The following is a 23,057-nucleotide window of genomic DNA, read 5'->3' on the forward strand; positions in this document are numbered from 1 at the left end:
TGTGATGTTATTGTTTAGCCGCCAGCGTTTGTCATAAAACGTATCTGGCGGCTTTTTTTGTGTGCTTATGCTAAGTTGTCAAAAACATCAAAAGGATAAACTATGACAACATTAGTTGTATGTGCATTACTTGCTGTACTAATGCCTTACTTTGCAAAAGTGCCTGTCGCTATATCAATGGCAAAATTAGGTCGATACGATAATAAACACCCAAGGGCGCAACAAGCAAAACTAAACGGCTTTGGTGCCCGTGCGCTAGCAGCACATCAAAACTGTTTTGAATCACTCGCTGTATTTGCAGTCGCTATTACAGTTGTACTGGGCACTAACTCTGTAGGTGCAGTGACCGAAATGTTAGCGGTTACGCATATTGTGTCGCGTATTTTGTACTGTGTTTTTTATTACATGAACCTAGATATAATACGCTCACTAGTATGGTTTATTGGTTTGGGTACAGCTATTGCCATGATTGTGGTGAGTTTGTAGCTTTATACTTTAAAACCACAAAGCAAGCAGCCTAAAAGGGCGCTTGCTTTGTAGTCTTGAACAACGCAGGTAGCGTTAATGCGATACTTTAATTCGCTCTATTAAATCGGTAGGCGCTACTTCACTATTTATTGCAAAATCTAGCTGTACCAGTACATCTTCAAAACCTGAATCTGATGCTTTATATTTCCATTTTGCTAGTGCCTCTTTTGCCGATCTATCAAAAATATCTTTAGGTTTAGATTGAATGACGCTGATATTTTTTGTTTTACCGTTAGCTGCAATATCGTACTTTAATACAACAGATCCGCTGATCCCTTGTTGAGCTGCTTGTATTGGGTAGGCAGGTTCAATGCGTATTGTTGGTGAAATATGATCCTCTTGCGTTTTATTTACTTCTGGTTGCTTTGCAATGGCTAAGCCGCTAAGCATGCTTGCCGCTATTAGCATTAAGCTACCTTTAGCAAATCGAGAGCTTTTACCTCTGTGTTTTATATTAATTAGTCGTTGTAACATGGTTTTTTTATCTCCGTAGTGTGAGTAAGCCATAAGTCCTGTGGGCGCATTTGCCGCGCAGTTTACTAAGGCTTTGCTGTATAAAATGTGTTGTTGTGTGGTTTTATTGCTGAGTACCCGTTCATCACAAGTCAGCTCTTGTAATCGGCGCATGCTTGCGTAACAAACCCAAGCTAGTGGGTTGAACCACAGTAAAATAGTAGGCAGTAATATAAGTGCGTTTGTTAGGTTGTCTTTGCGTTTTATGTGTACGTTTTCGTGCTCTAAAATAAGCGCTAATGTGGCTTTATCAAACTGAGTTTTATAGTTACTCGGTAACACCAGCTTGCTGTTTAAAATACCCACCACCATTGGCGTGGCTACATGTTGACTGGTGTAGGTTTTAACATCAGCGGTAAGAGTACCTTCAAATTGGATTAACTCAGTTAACTGCAGGCTTTTAACAAAGCGGGTATGTGTAATAAAACTAGCTATTAATAACCCTGCGGTAATGAGTACATACATGAGCGCCCAGCTAATACCCATTTCATGTGTAAAAGGCTGGTTAGGGGTGATTAAGTAATGGCTAATGTCGCTATTTTTCAGTGGTTTAACCGCATTGGGTAAATTAGCAATCACCAATGCCGCAGGTAATAGCCATGCTAATTTATATACAAATCGCGAGCCAAGAGCTTTTAAACCAAATCGCTCGAGTAAAATAAATCCACAAAACAAAATACTTAATAGTAGTTGCTGCTCAATTAACCAATTAAAACCAGTTTGAATAACCATATTAATCCCTTAATTTTGGTTTTTTTCCCAGTCATCAATGACTTTTTTAAGCTCGTTTATATCTTGCTGAGAAAGCTGCTCCGACTTAGCAAAACCACTTACAAGTGGTGCTATACGCCCACTAAAAAAGCGCTCAATAAAGTTTTGGCTTTCTTTTAAGGTGTAGTCGGCACGCTCAATACACGGCATATAAATATATTGGCGACCTTCTTTTTCAAAGGACAGTGCGCCTTTTTTTACTAATCGACCTAGTAGGGTTTTAATTGTTTTTTCGTGCCATTGCTTGTCGTCGCTTAAACGCTCAATTATTTGGCTCGCGGTGGCAGGGTAGTTAATCCAAAGTGCGTCGAGCACGTCAAATTCTGCTTTTGATAACTCAATCATTTTACTGCCTACAAATGTAATCTTTAATTAAAGACTACGCCTGTAATCTATAATTGCAAGCTTATTTTTTAACTTTTTGAGATGTAGTTATACCAATCTGCTTATATATGGGGTCTATTTAACGTTAAGAAAATTACGCTAGAACTAGGCAAAAATTCTTGTATCTAGTTGTTCTAAATAAAAAATTTTAACGACGTTATAGTGAAATTTAATTCGTTAAATTGATCAAAGATTTATGCAGGTTGGTATTAAGTGACTTGGTATTAGATTTTTGAAATATCGGCTTTATTAATTTGTATATATTGGTTTTCAGGTAGGTTTAGCTTTGAAAGGGTGAGATCGCTAAATTGCACTCTAAATAAATCAATTACTTTGTATCCGCAGTAATGCGTCATTTTACGAATTTGCCTGTTTAGCCCTTGTTTTAAAACAATACTGAACTGATTACTGGCTATTTTAGTTACTTCACAAGGCAGGGTTATGTGTTTATCAACGGGTACGCCTGCAGCCATTTTTTTACAAAAATCATCGTCTAAAGGCTTATTTACGGTGACTAAATAATGTTTAGGCTGGTGGAAGTCAGGATGTATTAGTTGATTACAAAAATCCCCATCGTTGGTCAAAATAAGTAAACCACGAGAGTCTTTATCTAATCGACCAATAGGGTAAACACGGGTGAGTGTAGGCAAATGGTGAATAAGGCTGGCTGAGTCATCAATATTTAATTTGCAGTCAATACCAACTGGTTTGTGATACGCAAAATAAACTAAATCGGCTACGCCTTCAATTTTTTCCCCGTTAACAATTACAGTGTCTTGCTCGTCAACGTGATCAATATGATTTGCTGGGCGATTATTTACAGTCACAACACCTTCATCAATTAAACGCGATGCCTGTTTACGAGAACAAATACCTGCATGGGCAATATATTTAGCGAGTCGGATTTTTGTGCTCATAACGTGTGACGCCAGCGGCTAATAAAGATTTGATCGCGATTATAGCAAAGCTGCGTATCGATACTGTTAAATTTAATTAAGGCAAAAATTATGGGTATTAAATTTTCACAGTTAAAAAAGCATGAGCCGCTACAAAAAGTCATTGTACACTCGTTAGATATGGCGCTTTATCAAGTATCGGTAATGATCAATAACGTTGAATATTATGTGACAGAAGACAGCGGTGAATTTTTAAGAGCACTAAGCCCACTGCATGTTCAAAAGCGTTTTGATAAAATAGCGTATGCGGGAATGGTACTGCGCCAAACAAGCGCTTACGACGAAATGTGCGGACAGCCCGAAAAAACCGGCAGTAATATGCTCGAAGTACCTTACGGTAAAAACAACCTGTATTGATAGAGCTAGTTTGCTAGTATCTGCTCCTTTAAGGGCGGAACATGTATCAATTAAAAGCAGATAATACCGACGTGTTAAGCTCAGCGCTTCGCACAAAAATGGTTGAATTTAATGCCCAGCATTTTGATGCGCAAAGAGTGCCACTAGGCTATAAATTTGTTGATGAGCAAGGTGAGCTTGTTGCAGGTATTAGTGGGTGTGTATTTGGAAATTGGCTGATGATTAGTTGGCTTTGGTGTAGCGATGTAGCGCGAGGTAATGGGCTTGCAGATAAGTTGCTAACGGCACTTGAACACTCAGCTGTTGAACTAGGTGCAACGACCGCTCAGCTTGATACTCTTGATTTTCAGGCGAAGCCTTTTTACGAAAAGCGCGGTTATAGTGTTAAGTATCAACTTAATAATTACCCACGCTCAGGTACGCGTTATTTTATGGAAAAGCCACTTTAATTTTTTGCTGACTATTTTGCTTTTAGCGGCTCGCCTTCAAAGGTAATACCTAAGAATGGCGTTGCCTCTGGCGCTAACATAAAGGTGCGAATGTTCATGTGATCATTCCCTTTAGGGTTTTGCAGCACGTCTTCTCGGTAAAACTTACCAAAGCAATCTAACGTATTTTGTTTACTTAAATCGTTTAATTTAGCAAACGCAAAAATTTTACACGAACCGTTGTTCTCACTTGCAGAGCTAAGTAATCCGTGGTTATTAAAGCCGCATGCAGTAAATGTATAGTTTGCCTCTATAACGGCAATAGTATCGGTAAATTGAACGCTTTTCGGGTTTTCAGCAAGGCTTGCTAAGTACTCATTTAAAGTCATTTTTTGTCCTTATATTTGAAGTTAATCCAATTAATAAATTTTATTTAGCGCTCAACTCTAGCTCATCTGTTTGCTGATTTATATTGAATTTAAATCGCGATAAAAAGTTCATTCCTAGTAAACCTTGTCCGCTTGTACCTTCGATACTCAGTACCTCAAAACCATAAATAATTTGCGAACCTACTTTAAACGATTCAATTTGATAACGCTTTACAACAATTTGACCGTTAGCTGTATTAACTGTTACATCCCCTAAATACAAAGGCTGTGGAGAAATTTGTTTAATAATATTACTAGGTAGTGAGGTGATGCTTGCGCCTGTATCAATCATTAGTTCGGTCGATAGATTACTATTTATTTCAGTGCTTATTAAGTAGTGTGCGCCGCGAGGCGTTAGGGAAACAAAGTCGTCTTGCGATTGCGCTTTATTGATCATAGTTTGCAGCGTTTGCACTTGGCTTTTTAGGCTGTGCTGGCTTGGCATTCTATCAAGCGTTGCTTGTGCGCTAATTAAATCACTTTGCTGGTAGTAAGCATACGCAAGCGAATATAAAAACTGTGCGTTATCGCTTTCGTAATCAAGCCAAATCTGTGTTTGCTCAATAATAGCTTGCCAATTTTGTTGCTCAGTTAATGTGTGTAATTCGTTTTGGGTGAGCGTATTTAAGCGTGTGTTTTCTTTGTTTTGAGGATCAGCAGGCAGTAATGAATTCAGCTCAAATAAAGCAATAATGGCGTTTTGTGTTTGCTCGCTATTTATTAAATATTCAACCTGCAAGTTAAGTATTTCTACGTTGTAAGGGCTGTTATTTAATAGCGCATTGATAAATGATTCGCTGAGTAATAAATCGCTATTTAACCATGCTTTAAGCTGTATCAGCCACGATGAATAAAGGTTTTTTGCACTTTCTGGATTGCTGTTTTTGAGTTGTTGATAGCTACTAAGTGCAGCTTCAAACTGGTGTTTTTTAAATTGCTGCTTTGCCGTATTTAGCAACGTATTTTGTTGTTTAGGCGATATGCTTTGCTGGGCACTTTGCGTTTTTTGTGGTGTAGTTAACGCAGGCTGCGGCCATAATAAATAAGCGTTTAGGCTAAGTGAGCCAATTAATAGCAAGGTGATTAGCTTGGCATAGTGGCTCATAGTGACCTCTTACTTTTAAACGAGTAGGTTATTTAATAAAGTGCGTTAAGGCGTGAATGTTAGCAATTTCAATATCAGCCAGCCCTTTATAGGCATAGTTAGCACCTTGATCGTTTAACCATACCGATTGGCAGCCGGCATTATTTGCGCCTTGTACGTCGGTATCTAGGCTATCGCCAATATGTAAAATATCGCTTTTAGCCACGTTTAAATGTGCGGCTGCTTTATCAAATAAAGTGGTGTGGGGTTTTGCTTTGCCGTGCATACCTGCTTGCAGTACGAGTTCAAATTTATTGTGTAAATTAAAGCGTTCAATTTCAACGTTACCGTTAGTAATTGCAACAAGCGTAAAATGTTTGGCTAGGTTATCTAGTAAGTTAAGCACGTCATCGCTTACCACTATGTTGCTGCGCGCATCGGCAAAGGCGTTATAGGCGGCATTTGCATGGTGCTCTACTTCATCTGCAGTAAAGCCAAGTTTAGAAAGCGCTAAACGTAGGGTGTGTTTGCGCCACTTAGTTACGTCATCTGCAAGGTCTGGGTTTTGTATTACGGCCAGTTCGCGGCACAGTTGCCAGTATTGTGGACCTTGCTCTTGATAGCCTGGTAGCGCGTTTAAATAATTTTGTTGGGCTTTAACGGCTGCTTTTATAATAGGGTGATTGCTGTATAGCGTATCGTCTAAATCAAAGCTCATAACAGAAAATGGTTTTATAGCACGATTAAATCGAATCATATTCTATCCTAATCAGTTCGTTTTTTTGCGCGAGGGTGTGTGTTGTCGTACACCTTGGCTAAATGCTGAAAATCTAAATGCGTATACACTTGTGTCGCCGACAAACTGCTGTGCCCTAGTAATTCTTGCACGGCGCGTAAATCACCAGACGATTCTAAAATATGTGACGCAAACGAGTGGCGCAACTTATGCGGGTGAACCTGCGAGCTAATGCCTTGCTTTATTCCCCACTCTTGCATACGCAGGCGCACTTGGCGAATCGAAATACGATTTTTTTGGCTACTTAAAAATACAGCTATTTCATCGGGCTTTGCAAACTGAGGGCGTATTGTGAGCCATTTTTTTAATGCGTCTAACGCTTTTTTACCCACCGGAATTAACCGTTCTTTATTGCCTTTACCACGCACTAAAATTTCGCCATTAGCGGCACTAATATCTTGCATGTTAGCGCCAACTAATTCGCTTATACGCAGCCCTGATGAATACATAAGCTCCATCATTGCCTTATCTCTAATTGCGAGAGGCTCGTCGTCGGGTATTTCGAGTAAGCGCGCCATTTGATCTACGTCGAGATTTTTAGGTAGGGGCTTTGCAAACTTAGGACCTTTTATACCCACCGCCGGATTATGGTAATGCGATTGCTCGGCAATATTTTTTGCTTTTAAAAACTTATATAAGCTGCGAATACAACTGAGCTTTAAGCTAATTGTACGGCCACTTAATTGTTTTGATCGCAGTGCCATGCTGTAGCGGCGAATATGCTCGCCTTGTACGCCAAACCAGTCATCACATAGTTTGCTAAAATAAAGGGCTGCAAAGCCAAGTTGGCTTACGTATTGGTTTACGGTGTGCGCTGAATATTGTTTTTCAAACTTTAAATAATCGCTAAATAGCGTTATAGGTGTACGCCAATTGTCGCTTAACTGGGTAGTATTAGGCGCATCGTCACTCATGCTAGTTTTTGCAACCGCAGGTGTAATGCGTTTATAAAGTCGAGTACAAACAGGTTATCTTGAGCGGGCTCAAAATGGTTTACGTTACTGCTACCAAACGCCAAAATAGCGATAGGGTGTGTAGTGTCGCCAATTAAATAAATGGCGACAGATTGTGTATCTTCACTAAATAATTGTTCGCGTTCTTGCTGATTAATACGCCCTAAATAATGCCCAGAATGGGTAAGGCGATGTGCAATAAGTTCGTCGTATTCGGGATTATATTTTACTAATTTGCAGTCGTTAACATCTTCACTTGAGCAAATTATATTGCGCAGGTTATTTGCTAGCGTATCAAAGTCGTCATGATTCCAAAGCTGGCGATGGCACTGGCTAAACAAACGATATACAAGCTCGTTTTGCGTTGCATGCTTGCTCATCGCGTCTATTTGGCTTTTTAAAAGCGTGTTGTGCTCGCGTAATTGGCGTTGCTGAATATGTACCAGCGACGTTGCACCTTGAGCTTGTTGGTGCAGCTCAAGTTGTGCGAGTAGCTCCGGGTGTTGAACCAAAAAATCAGGATGTTGATGTAAGTAATCAATAACCTGTTCTTTACTTAGCTCGCTCATAGCGCTACTTGCCCGTCGAACACATGCTCTGCGGGGCCTGTCATGCGTACAGGGTGACCTTCGCCACTCCAACGTACTTGCAAGCTACCGCCTGGTAAATCTACTTGAACGGTTGTTGATAACTTATTTTGCATATGACCAATAACCATTGCTGCACATGCGCCTGTGCCACAGGCTAGGGTTTCGTTAACGCCTCGCTCCCATACCCTTAATTTAATGTGTTCTTGCGATACAACCTGCATAAAACCAATATTCGCTTTTTGCGGAAAGCGTTCGTGGTTTTCAAGTAATGGCCCCAATATATCAACTTGCGCGGTGGTTACGTCGTCAACTTCTAGTACGCAATGCGGGTTACCCATAGATACCGCGCCACTAAATACAGTGTGTTCTTCGGTTCTAATAATATAAGTAAGCTCACGCTTGCTCGCTTTTAAAGGGATTTTACTTGGCTCAAAATTTGGATGACCCATGTTAACCGTTACTTGACCGTCTTTTTCTATGTAGAGCGTTAAGTTGCCCGACTTGGTCGACACAGTAATTTTATGCTTGTTAGTAAGGCCCTTCATACGTACAAAGCGGGCAAAACAGCGTGCGCCGTTACCGCATTGTTCTACTTCGGTACCATCGGCATTAAATATTCGATAATGAAAGTCGAGATCAGGAGAGTATGGCGCTTCAACCATTAGCAATTGGTCAAAGCCAATGCCAAAATGGCGATCTGCCAGTTTTTTGATTTGATCTCGCGACAAAAAAACATTTTGTGTAATGTTATCAATCACAACAAAGTCGTTGCCTAAGCCGTGCATTTTGGAAAAATTAACTAACATAGCGCTCTAATTCGGTTTTGCTCTGTGCTAATCATGCCACAGAGCAGCTAGTAGACAAAAACGTTTATGGTAAAACTTTCTCACCTTGATAAAGGCTTTCAATAGTTTCGCGTTCACGAATAAGATGGTGCTGCTGACCATCTACCATTATTTCTGCAACACGCGGGCGCGAGTTGTAGTTTGAACTCATGGTAAAGCCATATGCACCAGCACTTCGCTGTGCGAGTAAGTCGCCTTGTTTAAGCGCTAGTTCACGATCTTTTCCTAAAAAGTCGCCGGTTTCGCACACCGGACCCACAATATCAAAGTTGTGAGTCGGTGTTTCGTCGTCGCGAACTGATACCGGAATGATTTTTTGCCACGCTTGATAAAGCGCAGGGCGAAGCATGTCGTTCATACCTGCATCTACAATGGCAAAAAATTTGTCTTGGTTTTGTTTAATAAATTCAACTTGAGTAACTAAAATACCTGCGTTAGCTGCAATAGCGCGCCCTGGCTCAAAAATTAGTTCAAGGTGTTTATAGTTAGCTAAGCGCTCGGTAACTTGCGCTGCATATTCACTTGGGTGCGGTGGTTGCTCGTTGTTATATGGCACGCCTAAACCCCCACCAATATCTAAGTGAGTTAGCTCAATACCGTTGGTTTTTAGCTCATCAATAAGCGCCATGAGTTTATCAAGGGCTTCTAAAAAGGGTCTTACTTCAGTTAATTGAGAGCCAATATGGCAATCAACACCAATTATTTTTAAACCAGGTAAAGCCGCTGCTTGTTGATAAACACTCACCGCTGTTTGAATATCAATACCAAATTTATTTTCTTTTAAGCCGGTAGAAATATACGGGTGTGTTTTTGCATCTATATCGGGGTTTACACGAATAGAAATAGGCGCTTCTAAATTAAGCTCACAAGCAACTTCTGAAATTCGCTCAAGCTCAGAAGCTGATTCAACGTTAAAGCATTTAATGCCTAACTTTAATGCGTACGCTATTTCGTCAGACGTTTTAGCCACGCCCGAAAAAACCACTTTAGAAGCATCGCCTCCTGCTTTAATTACACGTGCCAGTTCACCCTTCGACACAATATCGAAACCCGATCCTAAGCGCGCTAATATATTAAGTACGGCTATATTTGAGTTTGCTTTAACGGCGTAACACACCAAGCTTTTATGATTTTTAGTGGCGTTAGCAAACGCTAGGTAATGGCGCTCAAACGTAGCACGCGAGTATACATAACAAGGTGTGCCGTATTGCTGCGCTATGCTTGCCACACTTACGTCTTCGGCAAATAATTGGTTGTTTTTGTAGTTAAAATAATCCATTTATTGCTCCTGACTTTGCTGTGTTTTTGCTTGCTCAGCGGTAGTGGCTGGCTTAGCTGTATTTTGAGGTTGGTTTTGCTCTGTTTGTTGTTCTGGTAAATATAGCGGACCGCTCTGCCCACAGCCAGCTAAGGCGCTTAACAGTACAGTGCTTATTAATAGTTTTTTTAATTGTAAGGTATGCGTCGCTTTCATTAGATTAATATGGTTGCTGGCTTTATAATCGCAGAGTAACAGAATATCTAAAAAATGCAGCTATTCGCGGATGATTTTATTCCTGTTACACTAACAGTACACTTTTAAAGCTAAAACGTACCCAATATTAGGCGGCTCGCCTGCAAAGGAAATAACAATGACTGAACACGAATATCACCAATTAGCCGAAGCTCTTATGTTCACTATTGAAGAGCAAGTTGATGATTGCGAAGCTGATTTAGATTACGAATCGGCACAAGGTATTTTAGAAATTATTTTTCCTGATAAAAGTAAAATAGTAATCAATAAACAAGCGCCTCTTCATCAAGTATGGGTTGCGACTAAGTTTAACGGTCATCATTTTGAAATGCGCGATGGGTTATGGATTGATAACCGTTCGGGTGCAGAATTTTGGGCGTTTATAAATGAAGCATCAACTCGCCAAGCAGGTCAAGAAGTTAAGTGGCAATCAACACTATGAGTTTAGAGTTTGTAGAATTTCCAGCTCAAAGTGAGCACAAAGCAACGGTTATTTGGTTACATGGCTTAGGTGACTCTGGGGATGGTTTTGCGCCAGTAGCTCCGCAGCTTAATTTACCAAGTGAACTGGGTATACGGTTTGTTTTTCCGCATGCGCCAGTACAACCGGTCACCATAAATGGTGGCATGGAAATGCGCTCTTGGTACGATATTAAATCTATAGAATTAGATAAGCGTGCCGATGAACAAGGCGTAAGGGATTCGGCTGCAAAGGTAGAAGAGTTAATTAATAAAGAAATTGCTAATGGCATACCTGCTAATAAAATTATTTTAGCTGGTTTTTCTCAAGGTGGTGTTGTGTCTCTGCATTTAGCACCGCGCTTTGAGCAAAAGCTTGGGGGTGTTATGGCGCTTTCTACTTATATGTGTGTGCCGCAAAAATTTGCTGATGAAGCAAAGCATACTGATTTAAACGTATTTATGGCGCATGGTAGTCAAGACAACGTAGTACCGCATAGTGCGGGAAGAAGTGCGTTTGAAGTATTAACAGCACATAACATGGATGTAAGCTGGCAAGAATACCCAATGGCTCATCAAGTTTGCGCAGAAGAATTGCAAGCTATTCGCCAATGGTTAATTGCTCGTTTAAGCTAATTTTGGAACCGCTGAGGTCAATATGAGTCAAAAAATAGTTATTAAAGCAAATGTTAAACGCGAACTACAAGAGAGTGTACCAACGGTAAGCTACGAGTGGAATTGGCGTCGTATTGTGAGTATTGCTATGTTGGTATTAATGACCTCTGCAGCAGTTGTATATGGCTTAACAACCTCAGCCAGTGCAGAGCAAGGTGAGCATCCAAATGAGCAGGAACAATTTTTAAGCTTTAGCAGTAACGCTCAAAACCAGACAAACGTTGAAGTAACGGATGTTGAGCCTGAATCATCAATAAACAACATTCCTAACGAGTCCGCAGAGATAACGCAAACGAGCATTGAACCGTTATTAGCTGCGCAGAATGAAGTTGAGCAAAGCATATCAAATAATGCACCTGATAAAGTGAATCCAGTAAATAATGATACAGTTTTATTAGCTAGCAACGATATTGTGATTGATCAAAGTGAGAGTATTAATACAGAGTTAAACTCAAACCTTGATAATGATGTGCAGGAAGAAACCGAAGAAGCTGAAAATATAGCTGAGCCTGCTGATCAAGGTGACTTACTTTTAGATCAAAAAAGCGATGATGGTGCATTGAGTGGTACTGAAGGTTTTTCGCCTACAGCACAAGTGGCAAGTGTGGCATTAGGCGCGCAAATAGACACAGATAAAATTAGCCGTGCGGTACTTACTCGTAAAGTAAGTAAGCGTGAGCCTACTAATGTGTTTGCGGCAGATATTAGGTTAAGTCAGTTTGATGAAGGGTTATCGTTTTTTAGCGAGATTAAAAACCTTCAAGGGCAGCAAGTTAAACATGTTTGGACGTTTGAAGATGAAACTATGGCTGAAATTACACTCAATGTTACTTCGCCTCGCTACAGAACCTACTCAACAAAAAATATTATGGACACACAAACAGGCCACTGGCGTGTTGATGTTGTAGATGAGCAAGGTAATTTAATTGCCCAAAAAGAATTTAGAATTTTAGCTGACTAAATACAGTAATTAATTGGATACCCTTATGACAGAAAAAACAAAATTAGTACGCATCGCAACTCGTAAAAGTGCTTTAGCACTTTGGCAGGCCGAATTTGTAAAAGCTGAACTTGAGCGTTTTCATGCAGATGTACGCGTAGAATTAGTCCCAATGTCGACGCAAGGGGATATAATTTTAGATACGCCTTTGGCCAAAATTGGCGGTAAGGGTTTATTTGTTAAAGAGCTTGAGCAAGCCATGTTAGATGGCCGAGCTGATATTGCCGTACATTCTATGAAAGACGTACCAGTAGAGTTCCCAGAAGGATTAGAACTGCATACTATTTGTGAGCGTGAGGATCCACGAGATGCGTTTGTATCAAACAATTTTGCTAATTTAAACGCTCTACCACAGGGCGCTATTGTGGGCACTTCGAGTTTGCGCCGTCAGTGCCAAATTAAAGCACTTCGTCCTGATTTAGATATTCGTGATTTACGCGGTAATGTAAATACGCGTTTAGGTAAGTTAGATGATGGCCAATACGATGCTATTATTTTAGCTGCAGCAGGGCTTATTCGTTTAGAAATGGAGTCGCGTATTGCCGACTACATTGAGCCAGAAGTGTCATTACCGGCAAATGGTCAAGGCGCAGTAGGTATTGAGTGCCGTATTGATGATGAAGTAACAAAAGCATTACTTGCACCACTTGAGCATACTCAAACACGTATTCGCGTAAATGCAGAGCGTGCGATGAATCGCCATTTAGAAGGTGGTTGCCAAGTGCCTATTGGTGCTTATGCATTAGTTGATGGCGAGCAGGTACATTTGCGTGGTTTAGTGGGTGCTGTAGATGGCAGCGAAATTTTACGCGACGAAGTAACTGGCCATGTAAATGATGCAGAAAAACTAGGCATTGAGCTTGCTAAAAAATTACTAGCTCAAGGCGCAGACAAAATATTAGCTGAAGTTTATAGAGACGCATAAATGACACATATTCTGATAACTCGGCCCGAAGGAAAAGGCGCATCCCTTGCACAGCAATTAGAGCAATCGGGTTATCAGGCGTCTTTGTTTCCGGTATTAAAAATAACGCATTTAACACCCTCTAGCACCGAGCTGAGCCCGCTGTTAAATGCGGACAAAATAATATTTATATCGCAAGATGCAGTCAGTGCGCTTGCGCAACTAAAACCAGATATAAATACAAAAGCGCAGTTTTATGCGGTAGGCCAACAAACAGCCGACACAATATATGAACAATTTGGAGTGCGTGCTGCATTGCCTAAATCTAAGCAATATGATTCAGAGGGCTTACTGGCTCTAAAATCACTTGCTCAGGTTGATGGTAGTAATATAGTTTTGGTTAAAGGGCAAGGCGGTCGCCCAGATATAGCAAAAGTGCTTAAAGAGCGCGGTGCTTTTTTAAATAATTGCATAGTGTACAAACGTGAACCGATAAGTGAATTAGGTGGCAACTGGACTGACCACTGGAAAAGCAATAATGTACAAGGTATAGTCATAACAAGTAATGCAGCAGTCGATGCCATTTTTACTCCCCTTGCTGCACCACAACTACAATGGTTACAACAGTGCCAATTTTATGTTGCCAGCGAGCGCATTGCCGCATATTTACAGCAACAACAAGTAAGTTTGGCTAATATACATATTGCAGCAGGAGCTAGCGATGACGCTATGTTTACCTGTATTAATCAGCAAGGTAGCAACATGAGCGAACAGTCAAAGTCAGTTACGGCAGAAAAAGCCACTCCAATAACAGCTAATACGGCCTCGGTTAAATCAGCTAAACAAGAGCCTGTAGCCGCTAAAAACACCGCAAATAAAAATAAACAAAAGGTTAGCAAAGTCGCAGTGCTTGCACTTCTTATTTCGCTAATTGTGGCCTCAGGTGTTGGTTACGAGTTTTATCAAAAATTAAATGCGGGTAAGGCGCAAAACCTGGCCGCGAATGAGTTGAGTGAACAAAATAAGTTACTCGCTCAAGAGCTGCAAGCACTTAAGTCAGCACAATCTAATTTGCAGCAAGCGCTATTTAATAGTGAGAAAAAAGTGGCCGCAGCACTCAGTGAAAGTGCAACTCAAAATCAGCAAGAGCTAAAAGCAGCTTTGCAAAAAGCGCAGCAACAAGGCTCGTCTTTAAACCCACAAGAAGTAACCAGCTTACAACGTATGGCTGAGTTTAAACTATGGGCTGAAAAGGATTACCAAGGCACTAGTGCTGTTTTAAAGCGCTTAGATGCACTACTTAGCGAGCACCCAGGAACAGTTGAAGTTCGCCAAGCTATTATGCAAGACATACAGACACTTGATAGCCTCAAACCTATAGCAACAGAAGCTATTTATTTACAGCTAAATAGTGTGCTAAGCAGTATTGATGACTTAGTTTTTAACGCAGTAAATATTCCTGAAGAAGCGTCACAGGTTGACGAAAATGCGTTGAGTGAAGATGTAAGTGATTGGCAGCAAAATTTAAGTAATAGTTGGAATCAGATAGTCGATAGCTTTATTACCATTCGCCAGCATGAAGGTGTTGCTATTGAGCCGCTGTTAACCGATCAAGAGCGCCACTTAATTAACCAGCGCATTAAACTTAACTTAACTCAAGCGCAAGACGCGTTAATAAGTAAGCAAGCCAGTATTTATTTTAATGCCTTAGGTGAAGCTAAACGTTTAGTTACTGAATATTTTAAACAAGATGATGATGCAACTAAGTCAGTAGTTAACGCGTTAGTAAAACTTGAAAAAGAGCAGCTTAACTTTAATCCAAAAGTAACCTTAAATAGCACACAAAAGGTTAAGGAGTGGGCGCAATGATAGGGCTAATTATTTTAATTGTAGCTATTGTTGTTGTACTGGCGGTTACTCCATTTGTACTAGATGAAAAAGGCTACGTGCTTATTTCATTTAACAATACAACGATAGAAGGCACGATAGTCTCGTTTTGTATAATGGCGGCCATTACCGCTATTGTTTTATATTTAACATATAAATTAATTCGCTACTTATTATCGATTTATCATAATACTAAACATGGCTTTTTTGCACGTAGCCAAGAGCGTAAACAAGCAGCGATTGAACAGGCATTGTGGAGTGCTATTAACGATGATTATGAGCATGTAGAGCAGGCTCTATCGGGTAATAGTGTGCCAAGTAAGTTTGAAGATATACGCTTAGCATTACTTGCAAAAGCAGCGCTTGCTAATAATCAAGCAGATAAAGCACTTGAGCGTTTATTTGAAATAAGCCCAGAGCATCAATTAAAAGTAGCAAAGCTATGGTTGGCAAGTGGCGACAGTAGCGCGATTGAATCACAAATGCGTATTAGTGCAGAAGCTAAAAAAGCCACCAATCTTGAGTTGAAACTTTACGCAGAAGCTTTAGTGCAGCAACAACACTTTAGTGCGCTGGAAGACTTTTTGCCGCGTTTATTACGCAAAAAAGCACTTACTGATGCACAGTGGACGCAGTTATTTAGTGCCTACTTTAATGCGTTAGATGCAGACAATCTGAGTGAGAAATATAAACAGCTACCGAAAAAACTGCAAGTTCATGCCCACACCGCATATTTAATGCAAATGGCGCAAGCAGGTCAACTGGCTGTTATTGAAGGTGACCTAATTAAAATGGTTAAACACAATGAGCAGCATGCGCAACTGGCTAATATATTAAGTAAAGCGACGTCTGCTGATGCAGCTAAACTGCAAGTAAGCATTCAAGATCGTCTTAAAAAGGATGATTCAAATAACTCATTATTACTTGCATTGGCTTGCCTGGCTAACGCGCAAGGTGATTATGACTTAGCAGCTAGAATTTTTGATAAAGCACTGAATATGGAAAATAAAAAGCAGTTTTCTGAACAAGCAGCTTTAAGTTATAAAAATAGTGCGCAGGCAGAAAAGGCGCTCGTTTTATATCAATAAATGACTACACTATAGCTACTTAGCATTTTTTGTAGTTCAGGAGCACAAGCTTTGAGAAAGTTTTTAATATTAACCCTTAGCTTGGCTTGTGCTTATTTTTTTACTGGGTATTTTAGTAACTCACTTCTTGCTATAGATGGCTATGCGGTCGCCTCTTGGCCGCCCTCAGGAATTGCTTTAGCGAGCTTTTTAATTTGGGGACGTAAGTCATTTGTTGGCCTTATTATTGGTGCTTTTTGTACTAACTTAATTCACCTTGATAACACCGTAGATATTCTTCATTTTAATGTGCTTTTACAAGCTATTTGCATCACTTTAGCCTCTGTTTTACAGGCTTGGGTTGGCCGTCAAATTATAGTAAATGTTATAAAAGCGCCACTGGACCTATCTTCTTTAAAACACAGTATACAGAGCTTAATAGTCGCAGGACCAATATGCTGCGTTATTGCAGCAGGTGTAGGAACTAGCTTATTAGCATTAAATAATGTGATACCGACCAATGCTATTTTTGATAATTTTATCGCATGGTGGATTGGTGACAGTATTGGTGTACTTATATTTACACCACTAGTACTGGCAGCTTTTAACTACACGCAAGTACGCCATCGTATGCTGGTGATTTTACCTTCACTATTAATTTATATACTGATCAGCGTTAGTTTTTATGGTGCTGCCAGTGTTAAAAAAGAAAAAGACATTCAAAAGCAAGAAGCCAAAGTACTTGCTGTACAAAACGCTATAAGCCAAAAGCTCGACGGTATTACTGCTCACTTAGGATTACTAGCGGCATATTTTGCTAGTAGTGATGACGTGAATTTTAAAGACTTCAAACAATTTACTTCAAAACAGTTGGACTACAGCCAAGAAATTTTAGCGTTTGAATGGATACCTTACGTACCAGCAAATAAACTCGTAGATTTTGAAGCTTATGAAAATACAGCCACAGGCAAACCTTTATACATAAAAGAAAAGTCACTAGGTGGGGGCTGGCAACCAGTAGATACTCGTAGTAATTACTTTCCAGTAAAATATGTGTATCCCTTAAAAGGTAATGAAGGTGTTTTAGGGTTTGATTTAGCTTCTAGTAAAGTAAGAGGAGCAGCACTTAGCAAAGCGAAAGAGCTTAATGAACTTGCGTTAAGTGAGCCAATTAATTTAGTCCAAAATACAGCCGAACAGGGTGTACTCTTTTTATATCCTGTTTTTGGAGAGTCGTCTACCGAAGATGATTTTCAAGGTTTTGTGGCAGCGATTGTCAGCCCTAAACGCTTATCGCAAACACTATTATTTGATCACAACAACTCAATTTCAGCCAGCTTTTTTGATACAACGATATCAGGTAAAAAACAGCCAATTTATATGGCCGACATAAATAATTCGCAAACGCTTTTTAAAGAGTATCAATTATTAATTGGCAAGCGCATGTGGCAGGTCGAATTATATGAACCAATAGTTAGAACGTCTTGGCTAGTTTATTGGCTTGCACAAATAGTGGGTATGTTATTTGTGTGGTTACTGATTACATTTTTGATTTCGGTTACTGGTACAAATATACAAATTCGCGAACAAGTGGCTAAGCAAACACATACTTTACGTAAAGAAAAACAAAAAGCAGATGAAGCGAGTCATATCAAGGGGCAGTTTTTAGCGAATATGAGCCACGAAGTGCGTACCCCTATTAACGGCATAAAGGGGCTGCATTATTTAGCACTACAGCAAAATGATTGGCAACAAGCCAGAAGCTACATAGAGCAAGCAGATGGTGCATTAGGTGTTTTACTACGGGTATTAAACGACGTGCTCGACTTTTCAAAAATGGAAGCCGGTAAGCTAGATTTAATGCAAGAGCCTATTGATGTAGCGAGTTTAGCTGATGAAATGCTTAACTTACTTCAGTTTGAGGCAGACATTAAATCAATAAAATTAAGCCTCGATTTTGATAAAACATCGAATTTGGTGATCAATGCCGACCCCATTCGTTTAAAACAAGTGCTGTTAAACTTGCTCAATAATGCGGTTAAATTTACAGGAGAAGGTGAGATAACCCTGAAAATTTGGCAGTCAAAAAAAATGACCTATTTTAGTATTAACGATACGGGTATTGGTATTAGTAGCGAAGCACAAAAGCAGTTATTTAAACCATTTGCCCAAGCTGATAGCTCAACCTCTCGTCAATATGGTGGCACGGGCTTAGGGTTAAGTATTTGCAGAAAACTAGTTGAACTAATGGGCGGTGCAATTGATTTAGTCAGTTATGAAGGTAAGGGCTCTACATTTACATTTAGTTTGCCAATTATTTCGCCTTTACCAAAAGCAGAACAAATTCAGCAGCAATACGACGAAATAGATGTAAGTACTTTATCATTTACAGACTATAAATTACTTTTAGTAGAAGACAATCCGCTTAATCAGCATGTCGCCAGTGCCATTTTAAAAACCAAAGGATGTATTGCCGACATCGCCAATGATGGTTTTGAAGCCATAGAAAAGCTAACCGAAAATAGCTACGACATTGTGATTATGGATATTCAGATGCCAAAAATGGATGGTCTTCAAGCAACAAAAGTAATTAGAAATGACTTAGGGTTAATTGATTTACCAATAATTGGCTTGTCGGCGAATGCCCATGACGATGATGTTAAAAAGGCATTGGCCTGTGGAATGAATAGTTATATCACTAAACCTATTGATGCAAATACGCTTTTTAAAACGCTTTGGCATTATTTATCAAATAAATAAGTTACGTTATTTTTTGCACAAAAAGCAGACATATGACCGCTTAAACTTACCGCAAATCATATAGACTTGAAAAATAACTATATCTGCGTATCATGCGCGCAAATTTAACTAAACTGGGTTGCTATTATGATAAATAGAAAATTACCTTTGCTAGATATTCACCGTCATTTAGATGGTAATGTACGTGCGCAAACCATATTAGAACTTGGTCGTCAGTTTAATATAGAGTTACCTGCAGATAACGTTGAGGCACTCATTCCTCATGTTCAAGTTATTGACCCTGAGCCAAACCTTATGGCTTTTTTACAAAAGTTAGATTGGGGTGTCACTGTACTTGGCGACTACGATGCGTGTAGACGCATAGCGATTGAAAACATTGAAGATGCACAAGCACAAGGCCTTGATTATGTAGAGCTTCGATTTAGCCCTTACTACATGGCACAAAGCCAAGGTTTACACCCAGAAGGGGTTGTAGAGGCGGTTGTTGATGGTATTAAATCGGCAACAAAGGGGGCAAATATAAAAGCTAACTTGATTGGTATTTTATCGCGTACTTATGGCGTAAAAACATGCCAAAAAGAGCTTGATGCGTTACTTGCGTTTAAAAATGATTTAGTGGCTGTTGATTTAGCCGGTGACGAAATTGGTTTTCCGGGTGAGTTATTTGTAGAGCACTTTAAACAAGTACGAAATGCTTATTTAGCTTCGACTATTCATGCTGGAGAGGCACTTGGTGCCCCAAGTATTTGGCAAGCAATTAATGAGTTAGGTGCGAGCAGAATAGGGCATGGCGTTAAAGCAATTGAAGATCCAAAACTAATGGATTACTTACGCGATAACCGTATTGGTATTGAGTCGTGCTTAACAAGTAATATTCAAACTAGCACAGTGAACGACTTAGCTAAACACCCACTTAAACAGTTTTTAGATCACGGTATTTTAGCGTGTATTAATACTGATGACCCTGCGGTTGAAGGCATTGAAATTGAGTACGAATATACTGTTGCAGCACCTAAAGCAGGTTTAACACAAGCCGATATGGAAAAAGCCCAAACAAATGCATTAGAAATAGCATTTTTAAGCGATGGTGATAAAAAAGAACTTTCAGCACTCGTTAGCGCACGTTAATTTAAGAACATTAAAAATGCCGCTTTATATAAGCGGCATTTTTGTATCTACAGATTGGTATTAGCGTTTTTGGCAACTTATGTAATTATCGTAAAGTGCTTTAAGTACATCTGTTCGGCTGATCATGCCGATTACTTTAACGCCCTCTACAACAGGGTAGTTTTTTGGTTTTCCAGGCTGCATTTGCTCTGCTAGTTCAATAATGTTGGTATCGCCGCTGACGGTCACTACCTCTGTTTGCATAAGCTGCGAAACTTTAACCATCCCATCACAAAAATAACTGCTTTGCGTAAGTGGTTTTAATAGTTCTTGCTCTGATATAAATCCGACTAGACATTTATCTTTATCAAATACAGGTGCGCCAAGTAGTTTAAATTTTTGTAGTTCTGCTATGGCTGTCGTCATTTCTGTATCGGGTGTTATATTTGGCAACTTGCGTTGCATAAAATCTTTTACTTTTGTATTTAGCATTTGGGTCTCTCCCGCTGATGTTCTATACAAAGTATGGTTTATAGATAGGAATTTAGGAAATTGTTTATATTGATGAGATTGATAGGTTTTAACTATTAAGTATTTATTGTTATATAAAATAAAAGCACCGATTAGGTGCCTTTATTTATAACTGAAAGTAAATTTCAATTATTTGATAAATGCGAATGCATCTGCGTACATGTTTTCACGTATTGCACCATGAGTAATAAAGTCATCACGGACGATACCTATCATGTCAAAACGACCCGCCATGTAAATATCGTACGGTTCAAGCGATACAATATCTTGCATTACTGCTTTGTGTACATAACCAGTATGACCTTGCCAATTAGCAGAAGGGTTTTCTACCACAGGAATAAACTCAAAGTTTTTGTGGCTATCGGCCCATGTTTGCATTTCGGTGTGTGCGTATAAAGCAGACTCTTCTTTTACGCCCCAGTAAAACAATACAGGGCGGTCGCATTTAATCTCAGCTAAGTGATCAGCCATTGATTTTGCGTATGAAAAACCAGTACCGCCGGCAAGTAAAATAATTGGTCGCTCACATTGTAGGCGCAACTGTGAAATACCCAGTCCGGCTTCAATGTCTACTAACTGCCCATCATTATGTGCACTTCGTAAATGTTCCAGCGATTGCATTGCATACGAATCGGCACCTGACGCGCCAATATGCAGTTCTATTGCATCGCACTGTGAAGGGCGGCTAGCTATAGAAAAAGCACGTTTGTCTTTTTCGCCTAACACCAGTTGCATGTATTGGCCAGCTTCAAAGGTCACAGGTTGTTGTGGCTTTAAAATTACTTTATGAACAAATTCTGTAAGTGGGCTGATAGCTACAACTTCAGCTTTTAATGTTTGCATTTTTTACCTTTTAGCAGCGCTTTTAACAGCAGATACGCAATCGAATGAGTCGATTCTAGCATATCCGCAGGGTTATTTTATAGCCTGTTATGTACTTACATATAAGTACTTAAAGAATATTAAGGCTTTCCCAAATATCATCTACGCGGTCTTTGGTGTCTTTATCCATAACAATAGGCTCGCCCCATTCACGGGTGGTTTCGCCAGGCCATTTATTGGTAGCATCCATTCCCATTTTTGAACCAAGGCCAGAAACTGGCGATGCAAAATCGAGATAATCAATAGGTGTGTTCTCTATTAATGTTGTATCGCGGGCGGGGTCCATTCGGGTTGTTATAGCCCAAATAACATCTTCCCAATCACGGGCATTAATATCGTCATCGCACACAATTACAAACTTAGTATACATAAACTGACGTAAGAACGACCAAACGCCCATCATCACGCGCTTAGCATGACCAGGATATTGTTTTTTCATTGTTACAATCGCCATACGGTACGAGCACCCTTCAGGCGGAAGGTAAAAATCGACAATTTCAGGAAACTGCTTTTGTAATATCGGCACAAACACTTCATTAAGTGCTACACCTAAAATAGCAGGCTCATCAGGCGGACGACCAGTAAATGTGCTGTGATAAATAGGGTCTTTACGATGCGTTAAGTGAGTCACGGTCATAACTGGAAAGTCGTCGACTTCATTATAGTAACCAGTATGATCGCCATAAGGGCCTTCTGGCGCCATTTCACCCGGCATAATGTAACCTTCAAGTACTATTTCTGCACTGGCAGGGACTTGTAGGTCATTGGAAATAGATTTAACAACTTCGGTTCTGCTACCACGTAATAAACCAGCAAATGCATATTCGCTTAATGTGTCGGGTACTGGTGTTACAGCGCCTAGTATTGTTGCAGGGTCAGCACCTAATGCAACAGAAACCGGATAAGGTTGCCCTGGGTTTTCTTTACACCATTCTTGAAAATCAAGCGCGCCACCACGGTGTGATAACCAGCGCATAATTATTTTATTTTTGCCTAATAGCTGTTGGCGATAAATACCTAAATTTTGGCGCTTTTTATAAGGTCCTTTAGTTACGGTAAGGCCCCAAGTAATTAATGGTGCAGCGTCACCCGGCCAGCAATGCTGAATAGGTAATTTAGTTAAGTCTACATCATCACCTTCTAAAACTACTTGTTGGCAAGGCGCTTTTTTAACTTCTTTTGCTGGCATATTAAGCACTTGCTTAAAAATAGGTATAGCGCCTAGGGCTTCTTTAATGCCCTTTGGTGGATCTGGCTCTTTTAAAAAAGCGAGTAGCTTACCTACTTCACGTAGTTCACTAACATCGGTTTGGCCCATGCCCATAGCTACGCGTTTTGGTGTACCAAATAAGTTGGTAAGCACCGGCATATCGTAGCCTTTTGGATTTTCGAATAATAACGCAGGACCTTTAGCACGCAATGTGCGATCAGATATTTCGGTCATTTCAAGATACGGGTCGATTTCTTGGGTAATACGTTTAAGTTCGCCTTTTTTTTCAAGCAAATCGATAAAATCACGTAAATCTTTGTATTTCATTGGAGGCCGCTATTAAGCTAAAGAGTTGAAGTATTATACCCAGTTCATGCAAGGCAAGTCATTATTTGCACTCAAAACTTAGAGTACCCTTAATACAGTTAC

The 23,057-nt window shown here is 39.9% G+C and carries 25 protein-coding genes; 11 read left to right on the forward strand and 14 right to left on the reverse strand.

The window, feature by feature from the left end; all coding sequences use genetic code 11:
- Positions 1-102: 102 nt before the first annotated feature.
- On the forward strand, positions 103-486 hold the full coding sequence (locus GQR55_RS04150; RefSeq protein ID WP_166419554.1) for an MAPEG family protein: 384 nt from the start codon (positions 103-105) through the stop codon (positions 484-486).
- Positions 487-561: 75 nt separating this feature from the next.
- Here GQR55_RS04150 and GQR55_RS04155 read toward each other — a convergent pair whose 3' ends face one another.
- The 3 genes from GQR55_RS04155 to GQR55_RS04165 all read right to left on the reverse strand — a co-directional run bounded on the left by GQR55_RS04155 (position 562) and on the right by GQR55_RS04165 (position 3,113).
- Positions 562-1,773: a M56 family metallopeptidase gene (locus GQR55_RS04155; protein ID WP_166419555.1), complete on the reverse strand. Its 1,212-nt coding sequence runs from the start codon at positions 1,771-1,773 to the stop codon at positions 562-564.
- A 9-nt stretch (positions 1,774-1,782) separates the two neighbouring features.
- Entirely contained in the window at positions 1,783-2,157 is a 375-nt protein-coding gene (locus tag GQR55_RS04160) for a BlaI/MecI/CopY family transcriptional regulator (RefSeq protein ID WP_166419556.1), read from the reverse strand.
- A 263-nt stretch (positions 2,158-2,420) separates the two neighbouring features.
- Complete coding sequence (locus GQR55_RS04165; protein ID WP_166419557.1) at positions 2,421-3,113, reverse strand: pseudouridine synthase; 693 nt, start codon at positions 3,111-3,113, stop codon at positions 2,421-2,423.
- Positions 3,114-3,203: 90 nt separating this feature from the next.
- Here GQR55_RS04165 and GQR55_RS04170 point away from each other — a divergent pair, with 90 nt between their 5' ends.
- Both GQR55_RS04170 and GQR55_RS04175 read left to right on the forward strand, forming a co-directional pair.
- Complete coding sequence (locus GQR55_RS04170) at positions 3,204-3,509, forward strand: DUF6482 family protein (protein ID WP_024609954.1); 306 nt, start codon at positions 3,204-3,206, stop codon at positions 3,507-3,509.
- A 41-nt stretch (positions 3,510-3,550) separates the two neighbouring features.
- Positions 3,551-3,958, forward strand: a complete 408-nt coding sequence (locus GQR55_RS04175; protein WP_166419558.1) for a GNAT family N-acetyltransferase — start codon at positions 3,551-3,553, stop codon at positions 3,956-3,958.
- Between the two features lie 11 nt (positions 3,959-3,969).
- Here the strand turns inward: GQR55_RS04175 and GQR55_RS04180 are convergent, their stop codons facing one another.
- The 8 genes from GQR55_RS04180 to GQR55_RS04215 all read right to left on the reverse strand — a co-directional run bounded on the left by GQR55_RS04180 (position 3,970) and on the right by GQR55_RS04215 (position 10,107).
- Positions 3,970-4,326, reverse strand: a complete 357-nt coding sequence (locus GQR55_RS04180; protein WP_166419559.1) for a HopJ type III effector protein — start codon at positions 4,324-4,326, stop codon at positions 3,970-3,972.
- A 40-nt stretch (positions 4,327-4,366) separates the two neighbouring features.
- Positions 4,367-5,470 (reverse strand): retropepsin-like aspartic protease, encoded by a 1,104-nt coding sequence (locus tag GQR55_RS04185; protein WP_166419560.1) that lies wholly within the window; start codon positions 5,468-5,470, stop codon positions 4,367-4,369.
- A gap of 28 nt (positions 5,471-5,498) precedes the next feature.
- Complete coding sequence (locus GQR55_RS04190; protein WP_166419561.1) at positions 5,499-6,206, reverse strand: HAD-IA family hydrolase; 708 nt, start codon at positions 6,204-6,206, stop codon at positions 5,499-5,501.
- Between the two features lie 8 nt (positions 6,207-6,214).
- Positions 6,215-7,159, reverse strand: a complete 945-nt coding sequence (locus tag GQR55_RS04195; RefSeq protein WP_024592615.1) for a tyrosine recombinase XerC — start codon at positions 7,157-7,159, stop codon at positions 6,215-6,217.
- A complete protein-coding gene (locus GQR55_RS04200; protein ID WP_166419562.1) occupies positions 7,156-7,767 on the reverse strand; it encodes a DUF484 family protein in 612 nt (203 codons plus the stop codon). Before GQR55_RS04200 ends, GQR55_RS04195 begins: the two co-directional genes overlap by 4 nt.
- Complete coding sequence (gene dapF, locus GQR55_RS04205) at positions 7,764-8,594, reverse strand: diaminopimelate epimerase (protein WP_024589649.1); 831 nt, start codon at positions 8,592-8,594, stop codon at positions 7,764-7,766. Before dapF ends, GQR55_RS04200 begins: the two co-directional genes overlap by 4 nt.
- Before the next feature lie 64 nt (positions 8,595-8,658).
- Positions 8,659-9,912, reverse strand: a complete 1,254-nt coding sequence (gene lysA / locus GQR55_RS04210) for a diaminopimelate decarboxylase (RefSeq protein WP_007580550.1) — start codon at positions 9,910-9,912, stop codon at positions 8,659-8,661.
- The gene (locus tag GQR55_RS04215) at positions 9,913-10,107 is read right to left on the reverse strand and encodes a lipoprotein (protein ID WP_166419563.1); all 195 of its coding nucleotides are present in this window, start codon (positions 10,105-10,107) and stop codon (positions 9,913-9,915) included.
- Between the two features lie 157 nt (positions 10,108-10,264).
- Between GQR55_RS04215 and cyaY the strand changes: the two genes are divergently transcribed.
- The 8 genes from cyaY (at position 10,265) to add (ending at position 20,026) form a co-directional block, all read left to right on the forward strand.
- Positions 10,265-10,588 carry an iron donor protein CyaY gene (gene cyaY / locus GQR55_RS04220; RefSeq protein ID WP_007377335.1) on the forward strand — a complete coding sequence of 108 codons (324 nt, stop codon included), beginning with the start codon at positions 10,265-10,267 and terminating at the stop codon, positions 10,586-10,588.
- The gene (locus tag GQR55_RS04225; RefSeq protein WP_166419584.1) at positions 10,585-11,241 is read left to right on the forward strand and encodes a dienelactone hydrolase family protein; all 657 of its coding nucleotides are present in this window, start codon (positions 10,585-10,587) and stop codon (positions 11,239-11,241) included. The genes cyaY and GQR55_RS04225 overlap by 4 nt, the downstream gene beginning before the upstream one ends.
- Positions 11,242-11,263: 22 nt before the next feature.
- Positions 11,264-12,241: a DUF2914 domain-containing protein gene (locus tag GQR55_RS04230; protein ID WP_166419564.1), complete on the forward strand. Its 978-nt coding sequence runs from the start codon at positions 11,264-11,266 to the stop codon at positions 12,239-12,241.
- A gap of 25 nt (positions 12,242-12,266) precedes the next feature.
- Complete coding sequence (gene hemC, locus GQR55_RS04235) at positions 12,267-13,205, forward strand: hydroxymethylbilane synthase (RefSeq protein ID WP_166419565.1); 939 nt, start codon at positions 12,267-12,269, stop codon at positions 13,203-13,205.
- On the forward strand, positions 13,206-15,053 hold the full coding sequence (locus GQR55_RS04240; RefSeq protein WP_166419566.1) for a uroporphyrinogen-III synthase: 1,848 nt from the start codon (positions 13,206-13,208) through the stop codon (positions 15,051-15,053).
- On the forward strand, positions 15,050-16,159 hold the full coding sequence (locus GQR55_RS04245) for a heme biosynthesis protein HemY (protein WP_166419567.1): 1,110 nt from the start codon (positions 15,050-15,052) through the stop codon (positions 16,157-16,159). Before GQR55_RS04240 ends, GQR55_RS04245 begins: the two co-directional genes overlap by 4 nt.
- 51 nt (positions 16,160-16,210) lie before the next feature.
- Complete coding sequence (locus tag GQR55_RS04250) at positions 16,211-18,898, forward strand: CHASE domain-containing protein (RefSeq protein ID WP_166419568.1); 2,688 nt, start codon at positions 16,211-16,213, stop codon at positions 18,896-18,898.
- A gap of 126 nt (positions 18,899-19,024) precedes the next feature.
- The gene (gene add / locus GQR55_RS04255) at positions 19,025-20,026 is read left to right on the forward strand and encodes an adenosine deaminase (protein ID WP_166419569.1); all 1,002 of its coding nucleotides are present in this window, start codon (positions 19,025-19,027) and stop codon (positions 20,024-20,026) included.
- Positions 20,027-20,086: 60 nt separating this feature from the next.
- On the opposite strand, the gene GQR55_RS04260 is transcribed toward add, so the two are convergent.
- The 3 genes from GQR55_RS04260 to ubiD all read right to left on the reverse strand — a co-directional run bounded on the left by GQR55_RS04260 (position 20,087) and on the right by ubiD (position 22,955).
- Positions 20,087-20,497 carry a CBS domain-containing protein gene (locus tag GQR55_RS04260; RefSeq protein WP_166419570.1) on the reverse strand — a complete coding sequence of 137 codons (411 nt, stop codon included), beginning with the start codon at positions 20,495-20,497 and terminating at the stop codon, positions 20,087-20,089.
- Between the two features lie 168 nt (positions 20,498-20,665).
- Entirely contained in the window at positions 20,666-21,379 is a 714-nt protein-coding gene (gene fre / locus GQR55_RS04265; RefSeq protein ID WP_166419571.1) for an NAD(P)H-flavin reductase, read from the reverse strand.
- Positions 21,380-21,488: 109 nt separating this feature from the next.
- Positions 21,489-22,955 carry a 4-hydroxy-3-polyprenylbenzoate decarboxylase gene (gene ubiD, locus GQR55_RS04270; RefSeq protein ID WP_007580574.1) on the reverse strand — a complete coding sequence of 489 codons (1,467 nt, stop codon included), beginning with the start codon at positions 22,953-22,955 and terminating at the stop codon, positions 21,489-21,491.
- Positions 22,956-23,057 lie beyond the last annotated feature (102 nt).

The organism is Pseudoalteromonas sp. Z1A8 (genome assembly GCF_011378855.1).
In the GTDB taxonomy this organism is placed as follows: Bacteria; Pseudomonadota; Gammaproteobacteria; order Enterobacterales; family Alteromonadaceae; genus Pseudoalteromonas.

Coding starts and splice junctions, on each gene's coding strand:
- GQR55_RS04150 (WP_166419554.1), top strand. CDS start 103: ATGACAACATTAGTTGTATGTGCATTACTTGCTGTACTAATGCCTTAC.
- GQR55_RS04155 (WP_166419555.1), bottom strand. CDS start 1,773: ATGGTTATTCAAACTGGTTTTAATTGGTTAATTGAGCAGCAACTACTA.
- GQR55_RS04160 (WP_166419556.1), bottom strand. CDS start 2,157: ATGATTGAGTTATCAAAAGCAGAATTTGACGTGCTCGACGCACTTTGG.
- GQR55_RS04165 (WP_166419557.1), bottom strand. CDS start 3,113: ATGAGCACAAAAATCCGACTCGCTAAATATATTGCCCATGCAGGTATT.
- GQR55_RS04170 (WP_024609954.1), top strand. CDS start 3,204: ATGGGTATTAAATTTTCACAGTTAAAAAAGCATGAGCCGCTACAAAAA.
- GQR55_RS04175 (WP_166419558.1), top strand. CDS start 3,551: ATGTATCAATTAAAAGCAGATAATACCGACGTGTTAAGCTCAGCGCTT.
- GQR55_RS04180 (WP_166419559.1), bottom strand. CDS start 4,326: ATGACTTTAAATGAGTACTTAGCAAGCCTTGCTGAAAACCCGAAAAGC.
- GQR55_RS04185 (WP_166419560.1), bottom strand. CDS start 5,470: ATGAGCCACTATGCCAAGCTAATCACCTTGCTATTAATTGGCTCACTT.
- GQR55_RS04190 (WP_166419561.1), bottom strand. CDS start 6,206: ATGATTCGATTTAATCGTGCTATAAAACCATTTTCTGTTATGAGCTTT.
- GQR55_RS04195 (WP_024592615.1), bottom strand. CDS start 7,159: ATGAGTGACGATGCGCCTAATACTACCCAGTTAAGCGACAATTGGCGT.
- GQR55_RS04200 (WP_166419562.1), bottom strand. CDS start 7,767: ATGAGCGAGCTAAGTAAAGAACAGGTTATTGATTACTTACATCAACAT.
- dapF (WP_024589649.1), bottom strand. CDS start 8,594: ATGTTAGTTAATTTTTCCAAAATGCACGGCTTAGGCAACGACTTTGTT.
- lysA (WP_007580550.1), bottom strand. CDS start 9,912: ATGGATTATTTTAACTACAAAAACAACCAATTATTTGCCGAAGACGTA.
- GQR55_RS04215 (WP_166419563.1), bottom strand. CDS start 10,107: ATGAAAGCGACGCATACCTTACAATTAAAAAAACTATTAATAAGCACT.
- cyaY (WP_007377335.1), top strand. CDS start 10,265: ATGACTGAACACGAATATCACCAATTAGCCGAAGCTCTTATGTTCACT.
- GQR55_RS04225 (WP_166419584.1), top strand. CDS start 10,585: ATGAGTTTAGAGTTTGTAGAATTTCCAGCTCAAAGTGAGCACAAAGCA.
- GQR55_RS04230 (WP_166419564.1), top strand. CDS start 11,264: ATGAGTCAAAAAATAGTTATTAAAGCAAATGTTAAACGCGAACTACAA.
- hemC (WP_166419565.1), top strand. CDS start 12,267: ATGACAGAAAAAACAAAATTAGTACGCATCGCAACTCGTAAAAGTGCT.
- GQR55_RS04240 (WP_166419566.1), top strand. CDS start 13,206: ATGACACATATTCTGATAACTCGGCCCGAAGGAAAAGGCGCATCCCTT.
- GQR55_RS04245 (WP_166419567.1), top strand. CDS start 15,050: ATGATAGGGCTAATTATTTTAATTGTAGCTATTGTTGTTGTACTGGCG.
- add (WP_166419569.1), top strand. CDS start 19,025: ATGATAAATAGAAAATTACCTTTGCTAGATATTCACCGTCATTTAGAT.
- GQR55_RS04260 (WP_166419570.1), bottom strand. CDS start 20,497: ATGCTAAATACAAAAGTAAAAGATTTTATGCAACGCAAGTTGCCAAAT.
- fre (WP_166419571.1), bottom strand. CDS start 21,379: ATGCAAACATTAAAAGCTGAAGTTGTAGCTATCAGCCCACTTACAGAA.
- ubiD (WP_007580574.1), bottom strand. CDS start 22,955: ATGAAATACAAAGATTTACGTGATTTTATCGATTTGCTTGAAAAAAAA.